Origin of the sequence: Vibrio sp. 10N.261.55.F4 (genome assembly GCF_041470465.1) — a bacterium.
In the GTDB taxonomy this organism is placed as follows: Bacteria; Pseudomonadota; Gammaproteobacteria; order Enterobacterales; family Vibrionaceae; genus Vibrio; species Vibrio crassostreae_C.
Map to the genome: position 1 here is coordinate 40,844 of NZ_JBFRMM010000025.1, position 17,760 is coordinate 58,603.

The following is a 17,760-nucleotide window of genomic DNA, read 5'->3' on the forward strand; positions in this document are numbered from 1 at the left end:
ATGTCTGCTAACTCTCAATATACTGGATCGCAATCTAGAGGCTCGCAATCAACTGAGCATCATAGAGCGAAGAATACCTTGCTTCGGCAGTGGGCGATTGTCCGCAAAGACAAATGGTTGTTGTCTTGCCTAACTTGGATTCCTTTGCTGCTTGCTGCCAGTATCTGGCTGATTTTTTCACAAGGGATCGCTCGTGACTTACCGGTCGCAGTTGTCGACCTTGAGCACAGTCAAATCTCGCAACAGTTCACACGCCTTGTTGATGCGTCACCAACGCTGCAAGTCACTCAGAAATACAGCTCTGCGAGTGATGCGGCGAAAGCGATGATCGAACGTGATATCTATGGTTATGTTGTGATACCAAGGCACTTCGACCGAGACCTTCTGCTCGGCTTGAATCCGCAAGTGTCTGTATTCTATAACAGCCAATTTATCTTAATCGGTAAGCTGGTGAACTCTGCCTTGCTGCAGGCTCAAGGGACTTTTAACGCGCAACTTGAAGTCGTGAAACAGCTGTCACACGGTGATACCACGGTGCAATCCGCATTAGGCCAAGCAGTAACGGTACAAAGCCAGATCACGCCGCTGTTCAACAAGAACACCAGTTATGCACAGTTCTTGGTGTCTGCGGTTATTCCTGCACTGTGGCAGATCATGATTGTGGTGGGCACGATATTGGTTTTGACAGCGAACGTTAGAGCTCGTGGGCTTCACGCTTGGTTATCCAACGCCCCTATGAAGTCACTCGCATCAACATTAACGCCCTACCTTGTCTTGTTTTTGATGTTTGGTATCGCGTTTAGTTTTTGGTTCTATGTGCTCTTAGACTGGCCATTTAACGGCAGCTTTGTGGCATTGACTATTGCCCAACTGCTAACCGTGATCAGTTGTATCATTATGGGTTGTTTGTTTTTCTTCTTAACACTTGATCCAGCAAGGGCGATGAGTTTCGCTGGCGCATTTACGGCACCAAGCTTTGCGTTCATGGGTATTACCTTTCCAGTAACAGACATGAATACAGCTGCTCAAATTTGGAGAAGCTTATTGCCCGTGAGTCATTACATCGAAGTACAAACGGCGCAGTCTAGTTATGGTGTGAGCGCAGCACAGTCTTTGATCAGCCTCTCTTCTATGTTGTGGTATGCAGTTCCTGCTTTCGTGGTAATGTTGCTAATTAAGAAACACTTGGCGCAATCAACTCTAACTGCACAAGCAGATCCATCTACAAAAGCAGCTATATCTGCAAAAACAACGCCGTCAACACAGCCAGAAGCATCAGCACAACAAGGAGTAAAACGATGAGCTTTACTCAACTGCTCAAGCAAGAACTCTTAGCGGTATTGCGCAACCCTGTCGTGCTTCTTACGGTATTTGGTGGTGTGGTCTTCTATTCCTTCTTGTATCCATTGCCTTACGCGAACCAAGTTCCTCAACAACTGAAAGCTTCGGTTGTGAACTTGGATAAGAGTCAAAGCAGCTATCAATTAGAGCGTATGGTGGATGCCACCTCTCAGATCGAATTGGTCCGTCGAGACTCCACCATCGCCGATGCGAAACAAGCCGTGCTTAACCAAGAGATTGGCGGATTCCTTGTCATTCCAGAAGATTTCTATAAAGACTTGTTGCTCGGTAAGAGCCCGACACTTTCTTACGCTGGTGATGCTTCTTACTTTTTGGTCTACGGAACCATTGTTGAAGGGCTTGCCAAGGCCGGTGGTACGTTAGCTGCGCAAGTTAAGGTCAGCCATTTGTTAGTCGAAGGTGTGCCTTTAGAATCGGCAGCCAAAGGCTACAGTGCATTCAGCTTGAACCTGAAACCAACGTTTAATAGTCGCATGGGATACATCGATTACGTAGTTCCAGCCGTCTTTGTGTTGATCCTGCAACAAACCTTAGCCATGGCTTCTGGTTTAGTGGGTGCAACCCAAAACGCTCAATCGACATTTGGCTACTGGAGTAAGACCTCTCCAGCGAAACTGATGCTTGCCCGCTGTTGTACCTTAGTCGGCATTTATTACCTGTTGTCGATGTACTATTTCGGCGCTAGCTTTTCGATGTATGGGATAAACCAGCTCGCCTCAACAACACAGATCTTAACCTTACTTCTGCCCTTCTTACTGGCCAGTTGTTTGATCGGGATTTTTATTGGTGAGTTAGTGCCACGAAGAGAGCTAGTCACGGTTGTAGTGTTAATCAGTTCAATGCCACTGATCTTCTCTTCAGGTTTTATCTGGCCAGTTGAAATGATGCCTGAATGGTTAGTTCTGTTATCACAGCTATTCCCAAGCACACCGGCTATCCAAGGTTTCTTAGCACTTAATCAGATGGGTGCATCTTGGCAAGAAGTGGCGTCTCAATGGACATTACTATGGGGACAGGTTTTATTGTGGGGTTCGTTATTGGCACTTAAGCTCTACCACAAATCCAGCAAAAGCACAGTTGGCAATAGCAATAGTCATCGAACCGTTTAGTTTTATGTGCTAGCGGAAAGTATTCATGCTTCCCGCTCATCAAAAAGCTCTGATAAAGGGCTTTTAATATCCTCAGATCCGAACACACCTTTAGCCTTCGTATGTTTAAACACCTCGAAAACATATCGAATACTCGAACTCTCCTACGTTCCCTCTATGTCCCCCCTATGCCCCTACAGCCCATCACTCTGAATTCTCCTTCACCCGTCCCTAAAACAACTACTGCATATACTTTTCTCAGCCTACAAAGCACCGACTTATTCCCAAATGATGACAAAACCCGAACAATTGTAAATTTATTGTAAAAATTTCTTTGTTGGCATTATTTTTATGTATAGGATTATCAGTAGGACTTGGTAGCCCGAATACCATAGTCTTATTGGTGCACATACCAAAAGGATATCCATACAAAGCAAGATCAGTACTTATATTTATTTCGTTTTTCGACCTAGCTACAGCCGTTTATGTTGCCGTCGAATGAAGTAGATAAACCACTGAGATATACAAATCAAATAGAAAACAAACACAACAGCAACAAACATAATTTATTAAAAAGACAGGGAAAACCATGAAAAACATACGTGAATTATTTTTTGGGTTTATATTATTGTTTAGTTCCAGTGCATTTGCAGAAGAAGGATCATTTAACCAAGCTATCAGCAACTTAAGTCAAAGTGTTGATGGGTTTTTCAACGACTACACAGGATGGTTCGTTGGACTCATATTTAAAAGTGTACCGGTTGGCGAAGCCAACTTCCCTATTATTGTTGGCTGGTTATTACTCGCTGCGTTGATCTTTACTGTTTACTTTGGCTTCGTTCAATTTAAGCGAGTCGGTATGGCTGTAGATATCATTAGAGGCAAGTACACAGACCCTAACTCAATAGAAGACGGCGAAGTTTCCCATTTTCAAGCTTTAGCTACTGCCCTTTCTGGAACCGTCGGGCTTGGTAACATTGCCGGTGTAGGTGCTGCACTTGCGATTGGTGGCCCTGGCGCGACATTCTGGATGATCTTGTGTGGCCTTCTGGGTATGGCTTCTAAGTTCTGTGAGTGTACCTTAGGTGTGAAATACCGAACTATCCTACCTTCAGGTGTTGTTTCGGGTGGTCCAATGTACTACCTAAGCCAAGGTCTGGGTGAAAGAGGTTTAGGCGGACTAGGTAAAGCGCTCGCTATTGGTTTCGCATTAATGTGTATTTTAGGCGCATTAGGCGGCGGTAACATGTTCCAAGCTAACCAAGCACACGCCATGTTAACTTACGCATTTGATGTACCAAGTGAATACGGTGTGATCACTGGCCTTGTACTTGCCTCTTTAGTTTTCTCTGTGATTGTTGGTGGTATGCCTTCTATCGCATCGGTAACAGAAAAAGTTGTTCCTTGGATGGCTGCTCTGTATATCGGTATGGCTCTGATTGTCATCGGTTCTAACCTTGATCAAGTTGGCCCTGCGTTCAGCGCAATCTTTACAGGTGCATTTACTGGTGAAGGTGTTGTTGGTGGATTTATTGGTGCGCTAATTCAAGGCTTGAAACGTGCAACATTCTCGAACGAAGCAGGTGTAGGTTCAGCAGCTATCGCTCACTCAGCGGTTAAAACAAAAGAACCAATCACCGAAGGTCTAGTATCACTATTAGAACCGTTCGTTGATACGGTAATCATTTGTACAATGACCGCATTGGTTATCACTATCGCTGGTTTAAACGTAGGTCCATTCGATGGCTCTGGTTTAACGGGTGTAACGCTGACTGCTGCATCGTTTACTGAAACGGCAGAAGTATTCAAATACACACTCGCTCTCGCAGTAATCATGTTTGCGTTCTCGACGATGATTTCTTGGTCGTACTACGGTCTAAAAGCTTGGACTTACCTATTTGGTGAAGGCAAAACAACGGAGCTGATTTTCAAAGTGATGTTCTGTGTGTTTGTTGTTATTGGTGCCACGATTCAATTTGGTGCGGTAATCGACTTCTCTGATGCGGCTATCTTTGCGATGTCTATCTTCAACATTCTTGGTCTGTACTTCTTGATGCCAGTTGTGAAGAAAGAACTGCAATCGTTTGTTGCTCGTGTGAAATCAGGCGAAATCAAAACGTATGAGAAATAACGTTTAGTGGAATGAGGTTTTGCTCTAGTAGCTAACTGCATTCTAAGAAACGACACAGCTCTAAAAACGAAACTGTTCTAAAAATTTTTGTAAGACCCTTTGCTTGAGAAAGCGAGAACAGGACTGCAACTTATCCAAAATCCCTACCAGCTTGGCTTGTGGGGATTTTTTATGTCTGAACGATTAGGCGAATAACTACCTTCAATGCCCTGCTCACTCTTTTCACCCTTTTCACTCTGTTCATCATCGTGTTCAACATCGACACGACGAACCAACTCTTCTACTTTGATCATCTCTTTTTGCGCTAATGGCGAGCGACAATCATCGAAACAATAAGCTATGGTGCAGTTCTCACAAAGATACTCTGGCATCACTCCATCCCTTGTCGTCAAAGCAGCCAAATGCGAGCTAGCAATCGACTGCGTGTTCATCCTGAACAACACTATTATGCAGCGACTCTGAGCTGAAAATATGTATGCAAAGTCATTTAATAGACAACAAGTAACATATCATTGTGGATATACGTAACTATTCACAAATATCTAAGCAAACAATGAAAACACTTAAATAATCAATAATGAGAACGCACCGGATCTATGCTCTCGACAAACGCAAAACGCCCACATCACGTGTGTGATGTGGGCGTTTCAATATTTAATGCAAAACTAACGTTAGGTTGGTAAAGCCTTCGGCTTATAAACCCATCTCTTCAGTGAGCGTTTTGATCTGCTTGAGATCCATGGTGTGGACTTCAATCATTTGTCTGATATCGCTCAGTCGAGAGTTAGCGTTATCTTGCTTCTCACACGCGTCAGATTTCGCATCCCATGATGTGCCATCTAAGTAAACATCACACGCTTTCTTAAGAGAACCAAGATTCTGCTCGAGTTGATCTCTTTCTTTCTCAAGTTTTTCAAGTTCTTGAGAAATCTGTAATTCTTTTCGGAAAACTTCACGCGCACGCTCAAACAAAGTCGATTGCATGTCAGCCTGACGATTAAGTTTCTGGTTGTCTTGCTGAGTTTGCTCTAACGTTTGCTTCTGTTCATTTAGCTGTTGCTCTAACGAGTAGTTCGCCTTCTCTAAAACCGAAGACTGCTTCGCTAATTCCTGGAGCTCTTTTTGATGCTCTTCCGTTTGTTTCACTAGAGCGGCTTCTACTTTCGCATCGATTTCGGTATCAACTTTTGCCACTTTAGTTTCAACGGATGTCATCAACTGTGTTTTGCTGTCATGCAGTTCTTGATAACGAGTTTCGAGTACCTGATAAGTGGACTCCCACTTCGAAGCCGTGATTGTAGAACCGATCAAGCCACCTAACGCCAAACCTATAACCACAGCAATGCCGATATAAAGCTGACTGCGCTTATCGCGTTCTTCAATAACAACCACTTCATCTTGTTCGCTTTGTCCAGATTGCTGGTTCACTAGCGGGTACTCCCAAAAATTTATTTAACGTTACGCGGTCACTGACACGAATGCCAATACTGATTGTGAAGGCTCAGTTAAACCTATCGCTCAAGCCAGAAGCACTTAAGCTTTACTAACACATTCATCCCACCTGTTTACAGGCAGGCTTAACGAGTTAACTCCGAAATCATCAAGCTGGCAGTATACAAAAGGAAGCTGCTAACGATAACAATCACTACCCATTTTTGCAGTTTTTCGTTTGTCCGGTAACGAAACAGCACAAATGCCAAAGCCAATAAAAAAACAATCGCTATTAATCGAGTCATAACTCCTCCTTGTTTCTCTATTTTATACCATTTAAATAAGCAAGTTACGTCAGAGACTCGTTGTTTGATCATTTAGTTGAACAACATTTGAGCAAACAGATATTTTGTAGCTGACATCACATTTTATATGATCTAGGATACGCCTACAGATTACCTAATTATTTAGGTAATTGTTCCGATGAAGACTGCAGGAGAGTGGTTTTTAACTAAATATTAACATTTAGTTAGATAAACCCGCCGAAGAAGTAAATCTTTCAGGCGCTTTGTGCTGGAGAAATCCAGAAAAGTGAGGACTGTCGTTGGAGGAACCTCTGGAGAGAACCGTACTACTTTTTTTGTAGCAAGCGGTCGCCGAAGGAGCAAGCTTAGTGCCCGTTACTTATCTATAAGTGATTCGCTAAGTGAAACTCTCAGGCAAAAGGACAGAGGAGTGGAAAGCAACAGCCTTAATTAACACAAGAATTCTATCTAGAAATCCGTATGTATTAAGTAGTGCGCCCGATCCCTGAGATCTGTACTGCCTTCCCTCTTCTCCTTAAATTTTTAATTTATTAAGGGGAATCTATGAACCACCTACAAGCTACACTACAAACCATCAACCAATTCGTTTGGGGACCACCACTGCTTATTCTGCTAGTGGGTACAGGTATCTACTTTACTTTTCGCTTAGGCTTACTCCAGTTTAGACACCTCCCAACTGCACTGAAAATGGTGTTCAGCAAAGACAAATCTGGTACGGGTGACGTATCGAGTTTCGCGGCTTTGTGTACTGCACTTTCAGCAACCATTGGTACAGGTAACATCGTTGGTGTAGCGACCGCAATCAAGATTGGTGGCCCTGGTGCCCTATTCTGGATGTGGCTTGCCGCTGTATTTGGTATGGCGACCAAGTACGCAGAATGTCTACTCGCCGTTAAATACCGCAGAACCGATAGCAATGGCGAAATGGTTGGCGGCCCAATGTACTACCTGCAATACGGTGTCGGCTCACGAATCTTAGCGGTAATGTTCGCTGTCTTCGCGCTCGGCGTTGCTTGCTTCGGTATCGGTACCTTCCCACAAGTCAACGCTATCTTGGACGCAACTCAAATCTCATTTGGCGCTTCGCGTGAGATGTCTGCTGTCGTTCTTACGATATTAGTGGCAGTGGTTACCCTTGGTGGTATCCAATCTATCGCTAAAGTGGCAGGGAAAGTTGTTCCTACTATGGCGGTTATGTACGTCGTCGCGTGTTTAAGCGTTCTGATTTCAAATGCCGACCAACTACTGAATGCCATTACCCTTGTTGTGACTTCTGCGTTTACCAACACAGCAGCAACCGGTGGTTTCTTTGGCGCGAGCATCATGCTTGCTATCCAATCAGGTATCGCTCGTGGTGTGTTCTCGAACGAATCTGGCCTAGGTAGCGCACCAATGGCTGCAGCAGCGGCTAAAACAGACTCATGTGTGAAACAAGGACTTGTCTCTATGACAGGTACCTTCTTCGACACCATCATCATCTGTACGATGACAGGTTTGGCGCTTATCTTAACGGGTGCTTGGCAGACTGATCTTTCAGGCGCTGCGATGACCACTCACGCATTCGCTGTTGGTCTGAATGCAGATACCCTTGGCCCTATGTTGGTTTCTGTTGGCTTAATCTTCTTTGCGTTTACAACAATTTTAGGTTGGAACTACTACGGTGAGCGCTGTGTTGTGTTCTTGCTAGGTACCAAAGCTGTATTGCCTTACAAGATCATCTTCATTGCGTTGGTGGCTTCTGGTGCATTCTTAAAGCTCGACATGATCTGGATAATGGCTGATATCGTGAACGGCCTAATGGCAATTCCGAACCTAATCGGGCTTATCTTGCTGCGCCACGTTGTTATCGAAGAAACCAAGCTATTCTTCAAACCGTTGACGTCTTCAAATGATTGTGAAGCAGTTAAAGCGTAAACTGAAGTGATTGAATACCAAGCCCGCATTCAACTGCGGGCTTTTTTATTTTCATCACATAGCGAAACGTCTTAAATTATTATGCAGCACATATGCCCTTATAAATAACAAGAATATTAAATCGACCACTATGCGATTTAATAAAGAAGATAGAAGACTACTAAAAAGAACACTAATAAAACCAACACTTAATTAGATATTACTTATATTTAACAGATTGTGCGTAGGTGTCAGGCATTTTGTAACAAACATATTAAATTTCTTTTCGTTTCAACGACACAAAAAACCAGAAGAATAAAACATGTGACTTTAATTCATATATTAGTCAGTTTATAGTCATCTACATTGTAGAGAGAATTATAATAAAAATAAAACGTTGGCTATATGATCAGATTCGACCCGATTAAAAACCGTATTTATAACGATGAACGTTCTATTAAAGTAGGATACCGTGAAACTCGGGTCCTGGAGTTATTACATAAAAACTCACCCGATATTGTTAACAAACAAGATATTATTAGCTTCGCTTGGGGAAACGAGTTCATAGGGGATACGTCACTAGCGAAAAGTATAAGTTTACTGCGCCAAGGGTTCGTTAGATTAGGCATCAAAGAAACCCCAATCGTCACCGTTCCTAAGGTGGGCTATCGCCTTATCGATGAGTGCGTGGTAATCGACTCCCCCATCAATAATGCAGCCACAACTCCCCTTGCTGATGCGAGCAACCTGATACCCGTCGGCAATAACGGTATTGCTATCGGTGCAGCTGTTGCAGTCGAACCTAAGCCTAACCCTAAACAAAGTTCGTCGGCTTACTTTCCCACTGCTGAAAACCGAAACAAGTTGTGCTACTTCACCACTGGCTGCTTACTGTTGGCATCAGCGTTATTGGCTTTTGCTAAGGTTAATGAGAGAAACCTCAGCGATATCAACCCCGTTAACCGGCTCAGCGAGCAATGGATAGGTCAAATACAAGTTTTCCAAGCCCCTGAAATGGCGATGACGCCAGAGCTAGAAAGCATTCTCTATCAGTATCAATGTGATTGCGTGGCGTACATTAGCGAAGAAGCGGAATATTCTGAGCTCTCTATTCTGAACAAAGCCACACGCCAGTCCGTCAACATCTTTTACACGTCAACCCAACTAGATCAAGCCAGTACCGAACTGGCCCTATTCCTAGAAAGAGGTCAATTATGATGCCAATCGTTGCGCTCATTTCTGCATTCGTTTTATTGGTTGGCATATGGAGTATCCCTTCGCCCCAACCAAAAGAAGAGCATCGCTACCAACATAGCGTGGTGGACCTGATAGTGAATGACAATGTATTACGTACCGACGGATTAACGAAAATAAGTAACAACAAGGTGCTGCACCTGATGTCCGTTCAAGACGACAACATGCCCGACCCACTTGTTCTGCGATTCAGAGGAACAGCCCGTCCTTCTCAATCACTTTTCTTTTCTATTTCTGGCACCATTGACTTAGTCTCTGTGCAAAAAATAAATAAAACAATGAATGACAGCCGATTGGCGCCTTACCTGTTAATCAACAATGACCCATTAACGGTAAAGATTGATATCTTAAGTTCGAATGATTTATTTGCCATCATTAAAACGTGTAATACAGGCCGAACGCAACTTCTGGCCAAACGATAATTAGAGATAGTTTAACCACTAGCAAAAAGTGCCCTATTATCAAGTAGCAAGCTTTTCCGATATTACACATAAAAAACGGATGGTTATTTTCATTATTTTATTAGTAATACAATTATTACAGTCTTCCTTACTTTAAGTGTTTGCATTTTAAAACCGATAGCAAAGCAAAATATTCAAGTTAGATTTTTACTCTTTGTCACTCACTACCTGCCCACCTTAAAACTACGAGTATTGTGAATGGTTATACCTGTTCTTCTAATTAACCATTCATACAAACGCCAAAAATAACGTCAAATAATTTTGACGTCTAAGCCCGAATAATGGGCCTTCATTTTTCTAAAAACGGTTTGAGCCCCATCAAACAATTTACGTTCAGTTGCATACTCTTTCACCGTAAAAACACTAATGACAATACAAGCCATTGAATTAACTGGGTAATTTAATTCAACCCTTTTCAGTATCTATCTATTTATCAACATGAAAAAGTGAACTTGTCTTGTTAACTGCACGGCACACAAAACATTATCAAAATAGAAAAATTACAAATGAGGGAATTGTTAATGATCACAGTAAACAGAAGTCTCCTAGCAACCGCAGTGTTGTCTGTTCTATCAACCGGTGTAAATGCGAAGATTTACCCAGACCAAATAGTGTTTGACCAACTTGGTGAAGATGTCTGTCGCTCTGGTTATCGTCCTATAGACCGTTATGAAGCAGAAGAGCAGAAGAGTACTTTGGTCGCTCGCATGGGCACTTGGCAGATCACCGGGTTAAAAGGAAACTGGGTAATCATGGGGCCGGGTTATCATGGCGAAATTAAGCAATCAAGCAGTGGGTCAACGTTCTGTTACCCAAACAACGACCAATCTGAAATCCCTAACTATTCCGCCAAATCGGTTCAGGAAGGCAGCGAAATCGATGTTCAGTATGAATTAGTGAACAACCGTAACGACTTTGTACGCCCATTAAGCTACTTAGCCCACAACCTAGGTTACGCTTGGGTTGGCGGTAATAACAGTCAGTACGTGGGCGAAGACATGACGATAAAGCGCTCTGGCAACAGTTGGGTAATACAAGGAAATAACAATGGCTCTTGTAGCGGCTATCGCTGTGATGAAAAAACCAAAATCACCGTCGACAATTTTGCCTACACCGTTAACGACGACAACTTTTGGCATGGTGATGTTGTCGAGTCGGATCGTGAACTAGTGAAAACGGTTTACGCGACGGCAAGAAACAACAGCAACATCGCGCAACAAGTGGTGGTAGACCTAAAAGTAGACGAATCAACAAACTGGTCGAAAACGAACAGCTACGGATTCTCACAGAGCGTTCAAACAGAGAACACCTTCAAGTGGCCTTTGGTTGGCGAAACTAAGCTCACCGTTAAGTTCGAGGCTAACCAAAGCTTCGCTGAAACAAATGGCAACTCCACTAGCGAACAAGTAACACTTCAAGCTCGTCCTATGGTTCCTGCGAATTCGGAGCTACCGATTCGAGTTGAGCTGTATCGTTCAAGCATCTCTTACCCGTACCGATTCAACGCCGATATTAGCTACGATGTTGAATTCAACGGCTTCCTTCGTTGGGGTGGCAACGCGTGGCACTCTCATCCAGATAACCGCCCGTACAAGGCTCATACCTTCACCATGGGCCGTGGCAGCAGTGAATCTGCCGACATTCGCTACCAATGGGATCACCGTTACATCCCAGGTGAAACTAAATGGTGGGATTGGGGCTGGGCGATTAAAGAAGCTGGCTTATCAAGCATGCAATACGCGACTGGCGGAAGCTTACGCCCCTTCCACTCTTACGTGTCTGGAGATTTCTACGCTGAATCTCAATTTGCAGGTACTATCGAAATTGGACAAGCAACACCAATTACTAACAATCTACGCAGCAAAAGAAGTACTGATTCCGTCAACGAATCTACTGAGCGCATTGGCGACATCGAAGTTACCACCAACTTTAACGCCGATGAGTTGAGTGACTTAGGTTTCGAAGGTGCTGAGATGAACATTAGCGTCGTTGAATAACTGCGCTGTAGAATAAGATCGGTACAAAGATCTACCAGTAATAAAGCACAAAGCCCACGACACATCGTGGGCTTTCATATATTCATGTTCAACTGAAAACGGTGAACTACACAGGCTCTTCCATCAGAAGCTTAACACCCAGCCCAACCAGCACCATGCCCGTCACGCCTTCCATCCACTTCATAAAACTCGCGTTTTTGAGCAAATTTTTAGCCGAGTTAAGCGCGCCAGCCAAACCACATTGCCATACCATCGCAATCATAAAGTGTACCGAAGCCATCAACATAGATTGCAATAAAGGCGAACCTTCAGGGTTTACAAATTGAGGTAAAAAGGCCAGATAGAAAACGGCTGTTTTTGGGTTAAGAACGTTAGACAGAAAGCCTTCACGCAAAGAACGCTTTGCACTGTAAGCCTGCTGAGCTTGTTCTCCGACCTTCAAACCGCCACCGTTTTTCATCAACGCTCGCAAACTGCTTAAGCCAAGCCAGATGAGGTAAACCGCACCTACCATCTTAACGGCTTGAAAGAGTTCAGCGGATTGGGCGAGGATTGCAGATATACCCACAGCAGAGAAAAACGCGTGTACATACAAGCCGCTACAAATACCAAAGCTCGTCATACAACCGTCAGCTAAGCCAGAGCGGCTAGTATTGCGAATCACCAAAGCCGTATCTAAGCCCGGCGTTAGCGTTAAAATAGTGATGGCAATTAGAAATGCCTCAAAGTTCAAAATATCCATATCATTGTCATTTTTGTTCAGCGATCTATCATCAATACCGTGTATCTGAACAATTCGCAAGCAACAATTGCCACCAGCTATACAACTCACTGATTTTGTGCACAATAGAACAGTTTGATTTGTTAAGAAATAGTAAATTCAAGGCATCGTACCGCCTCATGCTTTTCTCGCTATATCTTCGACTGCGAAGGTCGGCGTCATTAAAAAGCAAAGCCATAATCAAAGTACACGAGATGAACCTTAACGCTGACGCAGCCCTAAGGATCATTTAAAGAAACCAAATTAAGAGTAGTCAAATGAGCGCATTCAAAAAACTAGTCGAACACTCTCAAAAATGTTCACGCTTTCAACACCTAGCTTCTATTTGTGGTTGGGACCAAGCTTCAATGATGCCAGCAGGTGGTAACCAAGCTCGTAGTGAAGCGATGGCCGAGCTTTCTGTTCATATTCACGGCTTAATGACTCAACCACAGCTTGGCGATTGGATTGCAGACGCTGAAAATGAAGCGCTGAACACTGAGCAACAATCGTCACTTCGTGAAATAAAACGCCAGTGGCAACAAGCAAACCTACTTCCAGAAAAACTGGTTGAAGCGAAATCTCTATCGGGTTCAAAATGTGAACATGCGTGGCGTAGCCAACGCGGTAACAACGACTGGGTTGGATTCGAAAAGAACTGGCGTGAAGTGGTTGAGCTTTCTCGTGAAGAAGCGCAGATTCGCGCAGACGCAGCCAATCTAACGCCTTATGATGCGATGCTGGATATTTATGAACCGGGCACCAGCTCTACTTCACTTGATACCCTATTTGCAGACGTTAAAACTTGGCTTCCAGGTTTAATTGATGAAGTGATCGAAAAACAATCGAGCGAGCAATTTAACGCACCATCAGGTATCTATTCGACCGAGAAACAGAAAGCACTGGGTTTAGAAGTCATGAAGCTGCTTCAGTTCGATTTTGAACACGGCCGATTGGATGAAAGTGTTCACCCATTCTGTGGCGGCGTGCCTTCAGACGTGCGTATCACAACACGCTATGACGAAGCGGAATTCGTTCAAAGCTTAATGGGTATTGTGCATGAAACAGGCCACGCACGTTACGAACAAGGCTTACCAAAACACCTAGCAGGACAACCAGCGGGGGAAGCTCGTTCTATGGGCATTCATGAATCTCAATCTTTATTCTTCGAGATGCAAGTCGGCCGCAGCGACCCGTTCATTGGACACTTAGCGAACTTGGCTGGTCAGCAATTCTCAGGCTCAGAATTTGAGAAAGAAAACTTCCAGAAGATCTACACGCGCGTGAAGAAAGACTTCATCCGTGTTGATGCCGATGAACTGACCTACCCTGCACACGTTATCCTGCGTTACGAGATTGAGCGTGACTTGATCAACGGCAAGATCAAACACACTGACGTGCCAGAGTTATGGAATACCAAGATGCAGTCTTACCTTGGTTTAAGCACTCAAGGCAACTTCACTAACGGCTGTATGCAAGACATCCACTGGACAGACGGCGCATTTGGTTACTTCCCATCGTACACATTAGGTGCGATGTACGCGGCGCAGTTCATGGCTTCAATGAAGAAAACGGTAGATATAAACTCTGTGATTGAAAGCGGTGACCTATCCCCTATCTTCACTTGGTTAGAATCAAACATTTGGAGCAAAGGCAGCCTGCTGACCACTGATGACTTGGTGAAAGGTGCAACGGGCGAAACCTTGAATGCGCAATACTTCAAAGACCATTTGAGAAGTCGTTATCTGTAGATAAAACGCCCAACTACATTAAAGGTTTCTACTTGCAAAGCTTGCTGTGTAAGTAGAACCAAGCTGAAAAAAGCATAGTACAAGTATTGTAAGTCAAAAGTCACAATTATGGCTGAAGGGTAGCTTTGGTTCTAACTAGAAAAGGGGCACTTCTGAGTTACGAAGTGCCATCTGTGAAGGTTCTGGACATTTCCGAGTTGCGTTTTATCTAATTTAGTAAGTCATGAATTAACAGAATTAGGGCAACTCGCTTAGTCGAGTGTCCAGTATCACTGGTGCAGATCAGTTATCATATTTTAAGTAAATCACTCTAGAAAGGAAGCGAAACCTATGAATTTTAGTTTTGAACAACTTCTCGCGTTCGTGACCGTTTATGAACAACTCTCGTTTAGCAAAGCCGCGGTCAAACTCAATAAGCACCGAACTACGATAGGGCAGGTGATTACCAACCTTGAAGACCAACTAGCGGTCAGTTTGTTTGAACGAGTGGGGCGTTCGGTAGAGCCAACTGAAGATGGTCACCTTCTTTATCACAATGCTAAATTAACCATCGAGCAAGCGCGTACTTTCGATAAATTGGCGCTAAGCCTCTCTTATGGTGGATTAGAAAGCGTCAACATCGCTTATTCTAGTGTGATTCCTCATCGCGCTTTGGTTGAAATCCGCCAGCAATTTCTTCGCGATTTTCCGCTAATGCGCGTGAACTTTTTTGTTAGGAATAAACAGGACATCAAAAGAGGCATAGATAGTGGCGAATACCATTTTGGTATCGTCAATGTGCATGACCGTCAGGCGATGTATAGCTTTGATGCTACTTTCCTTGGGCATTTCGAATTTATCCCTTTTGTTCAAAAAGGTGGAGATCTATCTAGGTTGGAGAAAAGTGCAGTCTTGGTAGCTCTGAAAAACAGCAAACAATTTGTCTTACGATCTTTTATTGAAGAAGGTATGTCAGAGAAGATTATTTACAGCTCAGACAATGAAGCAATCGATCAACTTGCCCTAGTGATAAAGATGGTCGAAGCGGGGTTGGGTTGGGCGTTACTGCCTAAAACCTTCGCTAATACTGAGTTTGCCAATCATGCCATTGAGCCAGTTGAAGCCGATGAGATGCTAGAGGGCTTCAAGTTTGGCTTCGCGCTTTGGTGTCCACATTCCAAACAAATTGTTGATATTAAAAAGTCGTTAATCACCGTGATAAACAATTATCGCAAGCGATTTGAAGATGGTCTCCGTCGTTAACTCATAGACTCATCCAATTTTTTAACAAGGTTCAATTAGAGCCTTGTTTTCGTTTCAGTTAACTTTAAGTTCGAGTTTTAATGGATTACACCCTTTATATAGGAGTGTGAGGTATCAAGCTGACTATCTCTTCAGTCATGTCACTTTCCCTGTACCTTTAAATAATATAAAAGATATCATACAGTTTGTTGTGATTTTACCCCCAGCCCGTGAAGATAAAGTGACTAAATGGTTGATGTGATACATAGCAATTGTTCACAACTAAAGTTCATAAGGATGGATGACTTTTAGTAGGGAAAATGTTCGCATCCTAAACGATGTAGAGTATTCAATCTAAGTGATTTTGGGGCAGATCTGAGCTAGCAGGCACTTTGCAAGAAAAGCGCCACGAGTAAAACTTCAGGCTTATGAAGCCTCTGGACATTTCCGTTTTAGCAAGATTGCCAATTAAGCAAAGCATGAATTAAAAGGATAGAAAAAGTCGCTTACGTGATTGTCAGGGATCATTAGACCACTACAACTTCAATTGTCAGTTATAACTAAAACGGCACCTAGCCTTTGAGCAAAAAACCCTATATAACTCATCCCCACCTTCATGCTCTCTTACTCGAAAGAAAAAAATACTCTTCCCTCCCTCCTCATACGCGAGAGCTAGCTCAGCATCATCTCTTATCAAACCTTCAGCTACTAAGTGAACTTCTAATGCATCGAGTGCTTTTTCTTCTAAGGCTTTATCGTGAATTGGTTTAAAACCTCCAAATGAAAGGGAAGAAAAAAAAAGAGCAAAAACAAAAAAAACAATTCGCATAACTATTCCTTTTTTATTAGTTCAATACTAATTCCAGTTTAGTAAGAAATTAAGATTGTCGCAGCAGTGAAACTAAATAGATAGCTCTCGTTTCATGCAATTAAAGTCGGAGTTCATCATTCTTATTATGGTAAATGGGTAAATTAGCTACCAAAAACAACCCTCAGACCGCCTCAAACGCTCTCAGCGAGGATTTTGGGCTTGTTCAAGGCTATGCTCATACTACCTTGTATGTGTGTGACTCTTTCAGTGCGATTTACAGAGCAAAAACTAGCGAATTCGTTTGAGTCAAGAACTGTACTCTGCCCCCACTTTTCGTACTTTGTGAGTTAAGTCGCCCCGTTAGCAAGAATTTGGACAGCCGCAACTACCTTAAAATGCAGGTCACATTCTCCACTGGACGGACGGCGCATTCGGTTACTTCCCACCTTACACATTAGGTGCGATGTACGCGGCTCAGTTCATGGCTTCAATGAAGAAAACAGTGGATGTGAACTCAGTGATTGAAAGCGGTGACCTATCCCCTATCTTCAATTGGTTAGAATCGAACATTTAGAGCAAAGGCAGCCTGCTTACTACTGATGATTTGGTGAAAGGCGCAACCGGTGAAACCTTGAATGCGCAATACTTCAAAGACCACCTAAGAAGCCGTTACCTTTAATGGAAAAAATTGATAGAGGCTGATCAGTTTATTGATTCAGCCTTTTTAATCACATTTTCAAAACATACTTAGGTTGATTCGAAGGCTTTATCCCTTCATCGAACTTAACAATCACGGAATATCCTGGTACCTGCTAGCACGAAATTGGACAAAAACGCGTTAAACTCAAAACTCTAATTCACTTAACTAATATTAGAAAAAGTATCTTGAAACCTTAAAGCTGAGAGGTTGATACGGCGACGTTGAACAATGAGTATTAGCTATCTAATCAATTACGCTAGTATGGGCGAAGTCTGAAAGTAATAGACTCAGAAAGCGTATTAATAATAACCAACAAAAGTCTGGTGAGTGTGTTACCTTGGTTGTTATCCCTACCGCTTAGTAGGGACTTCTTTTCTTTTCCGAACTCGCAACTCGGCACTCCTTAGTCGCCCTCCTAAGCCATACTGCAGGCTTTAATTATGTCCATCTCAACCGAAAAGTTAAGAAATATATTCAGACTCTCTAGAATTGAAAATGTAGATACCAACAACGTCCCCCATATAGCTCCTTGGTTACCACTTGCTCAGAAAGTAAAACCAGTCATCCCTTCTGC

Annotated in this window: 14 protein-coding genes, 2 pseudogenes and 1 riboswitch; of the genes and pseudogenes, 11 read left to right on the top strand and 5 right to left on the bottom strand. The window is 43.2% G+C overall.

The window, feature by feature from the left end; genetic code table 11:
- The 3 genes from AB4249_RS14160 to AB4249_RS14170 all read left to right on the top strand — a co-directional run bounded on the left by AB4249_RS14160 (position 1) and on the right by AB4249_RS14170 (position 4,581).
- Entirely contained in the window at positions 1-1,302 is a 1,302-nt protein-coding gene (locus AB4249_RS14160) for an ABC transporter permease (RefSeq protein WP_065583586.1), read from the top strand.
- Positions 1,299-2,471: an ABC transporter permease gene (locus tag AB4249_RS14165; protein WP_372057962.1), complete on the top strand. Its 1,173-nt coding sequence runs from the start codon at positions 1,299-1,301 to the stop codon at positions 2,469-2,471. Before AB4249_RS14160 ends, AB4249_RS14165 begins: the two co-directional genes overlap by 4 nt.
- Before the next feature lie 568 nt (positions 2,472-3,039).
- Entirely contained in the window at positions 3,040-4,581 is a 1,542-nt protein-coding gene (locus AB4249_RS14170; RefSeq protein WP_372103680.1) for an alanine/glycine:cation symporter family protein, read from the top strand.
- A 143-nt stretch (positions 4,582-4,724) separates the two neighbouring features.
- On the opposite strand, the gene AB4249_RS14175 is transcribed toward AB4249_RS14170, so the two are convergent.
- The 3 genes from AB4249_RS14175 to AB4249_RS14185 form a co-directional block, all read right to left on the bottom strand.
- A complete protein-coding gene (locus AB4249_RS14175) occupies positions 4,725-4,952 on the bottom strand; it encodes a hypothetical protein (protein ID WP_065584878.1) in 228 nt (75 codons plus the stop codon).
- A gap of 322 nt (positions 4,953-5,274) precedes the next feature.
- A complete protein-coding gene (locus AB4249_RS14180) occupies positions 5,275-6,009 on the bottom strand; it encodes a chromosome partitioning protein ParA (RefSeq protein ID WP_372103682.1) in 735 nt (244 codons plus the stop codon).
- Between the two features lie 149 nt (positions 6,010-6,158).
- Positions 6,159-6,317 (bottom strand): hypothetical protein, encoded by a 159-nt coding sequence (locus AB4249_RS14185; protein ID WP_004733573.1) that lies wholly within the window; start codon positions 6,315-6,317, stop codon positions 6,159-6,161.
- 301 nt (positions 6,318-6,618) lie between these two features.
- Positions 6,619-6,753, top strand: a riboswitch (glycine riboswitch).
- Between the two features lie 128 nt (positions 6,754-6,881).
- On the opposite strand from AB4249_RS14185, the gene AB4249_RS14190 reads away from it, so the two are divergent.
- The 4 genes from AB4249_RS14190 to AB4249_RS14205 all read left to right on the top strand — a co-directional run bounded on the left by AB4249_RS14190 (position 6,882) and on the right by AB4249_RS14205 (position 11,943).
- The gene (locus AB4249_RS14190) at positions 6,882-8,252 is read left to right on the top strand and encodes a sodium:alanine symporter family protein (RefSeq protein ID WP_017059726.1); all 1,371 of its coding nucleotides are present in this window, start codon (positions 6,882-6,884) and stop codon (positions 8,250-8,252) included.
- 384 nt (positions 8,253-8,636) lie between these two features.
- Positions 8,637-9,449 (top strand): transcriptional regulator, encoded by an 813-nt coding sequence (locus tag AB4249_RS14195; RefSeq protein WP_372103685.1) that lies wholly within the window; start codon positions 8,637-8,639, stop codon positions 9,447-9,449.
- On the top strand, positions 9,446-9,907 hold the full coding sequence (locus AB4249_RS14200) for a hypothetical protein (protein ID WP_017059728.1): 462 nt from the start codon (positions 9,446-9,448) through the stop codon (positions 9,905-9,907). The genes AB4249_RS14195 and AB4249_RS14200 overlap by 4 nt, the downstream gene beginning before the upstream one ends.
- A gap of 560 nt (positions 9,908-10,467) precedes the next feature.
- Positions 10,468-11,943, top strand: a complete 1,476-nt coding sequence (locus tag AB4249_RS14205; RefSeq protein ID WP_017063796.1) for an aerolysin family beta-barrel pore-forming toxin — start codon at positions 10,468-10,470, stop codon at positions 11,941-11,943.
- 106 nt (positions 11,944-12,049) lie between these two features.
- On the opposite strand, the gene AB4249_RS14210 is transcribed toward AB4249_RS14205, so the two are convergent.
- Positions 12,050-12,685 carry a LysE family translocator gene (locus tag AB4249_RS14210; RefSeq protein WP_017058961.1) on the bottom strand — a complete coding sequence of 212 codons (636 nt, stop codon included), beginning with the start codon at positions 12,683-12,685 and terminating at the stop codon, positions 12,050-12,052.
- A gap of 296 nt (positions 12,686-12,981) precedes the next feature.
- Here AB4249_RS14210 and AB4249_RS14215 point away from each other — a divergent pair, with 296 nt between their 5' ends.
- Together AB4249_RS14215 and AB4249_RS14220 are read left to right on the top strand one after the other, a co-directional pair.
- A complete protein-coding gene (locus AB4249_RS14215; RefSeq protein ID WP_017066275.1) occupies positions 12,982-14,454 on the top strand; it encodes a carboxypeptidase M32 in 1,473 nt (490 codons plus the stop codon).
- A gap of 330 nt (positions 14,455-14,784) precedes the next feature.
- Positions 14,785-15,696: a LysR family transcriptional regulator gene (locus AB4249_RS14220; protein ID WP_229648235.1), complete on the top strand. Its 912-nt coding sequence runs from the start codon at positions 14,785-14,787 to the stop codon at positions 15,694-15,696.
- Between the two features lie 529 nt (positions 15,697-16,225).
- On the opposite strand, the gene AB4249_RS14225 is transcribed toward AB4249_RS14220, so the two are convergent.
- Entirely contained in the window at positions 16,226-16,504 is a 279-nt protein-coding gene (locus tag AB4249_RS14225; protein ID WP_017063787.1) for a hypothetical protein, read from the bottom strand.
- Positions 16,505-16,895: 391 nt separating this feature from the next.
- On the opposite strand from AB4249_RS14225, the pseudogene AB4249_RS14230 reads away from it, so the two are divergent.
- Both AB4249_RS14230 and AB4249_RS14235 read left to right on the top strand, forming a co-directional pair.
- Positions 16,896-17,165 (top strand): annotated as a pseudogene (locus AB4249_RS14230) (carboxypeptidase M32); the annotation flags it as partial.
- Positions 17,166-17,626: 461 nt separating this feature from the next.
- Positions 17,627-17,760 (top strand): annotated as a pseudogene (locus AB4249_RS14235) (DUF1611 domain-containing protein); the annotation flags it as partial.

Bases quoted from the DNA above. Each gene is read 5' to 3' on its own strand.
- AB4249_RS14185 (WP_004733573.1), bottom strand. From the start codon at position 6,317: ATGACTCGATTAATAGCGATTGTTTTTTTATTGGCTTTGGCATTTGTG.
- AB4249_RS14225 (WP_017063787.1), bottom strand. From the start codon at position 16,504: ATGCGAATTGTTTTTTTTGTTTTTGCTCTTTTTTTTTCTTCCCTTTCA.
- AB4249_RS14175 (WP_065584878.1), bottom strand. From the start codon at position 4,952: ATGCCAGAGTATCTTTGTGAGAACTGCACCATAGCTTATTGTTTCGAT.
- AB4249_RS14190 (WP_017059726.1), top strand. From the start codon at position 6,882: ATGAACCACCTACAAGCTACACTACAAACCATCAACCAATTCGTTTGG.
- AB4249_RS14195 (WP_372103685.1), top strand. From the start codon at position 8,637: ATGATCAGATTCGACCCGATTAAAAACCGTATTTATAACGATGAACGT.
- AB4249_RS14165 (WP_372057962.1), top strand. From the start codon at position 1,299: ATGAGCTTTACTCAACTGCTCAAGCAAGAACTCTTAGCGGTATTGCGC.
- AB4249_RS14215 (WP_017066275.1), top strand. From the start codon at position 12,982: ATGAGCGCATTCAAAAAACTAGTCGAACACTCTCAAAAATGTTCACGC.
- AB4249_RS14160 (WP_065583586.1), top strand. From the start codon at position 1: ATGTCTGCTAACTCTCAATATACTGGATCGCAATCTAGAGGCTCGCAA.
- AB4249_RS14220 (WP_229648235.1), top strand. From the start codon at position 14,785: ATGAATTTTAGTTTTGAACAACTTCTCGCGTTCGTGACCGTTTATGAA.
- AB4249_RS14170 (WP_372103680.1), top strand. From the start codon at position 3,040: ATGAAAAACATACGTGAATTATTTTTTGGGTTTATATTATTGTTTAGT.
- AB4249_RS14200 (WP_017059728.1), top strand. From the start codon at position 9,446: ATGATGCCAATCGTTGCGCTCATTTCTGCATTCGTTTTATTGGTTGGC.
- AB4249_RS14205 (WP_017063796.1), top strand. From the start codon at position 10,468: ATGATCACAGTAAACAGAAGTCTCCTAGCAACCGCAGTGTTGTCTGTT.
- AB4249_RS14210 (WP_017058961.1), bottom strand. From the start codon at position 12,685: ATGGATATTTTGAACTTTGAGGCATTTCTAATTGCCATCACTATTTTA.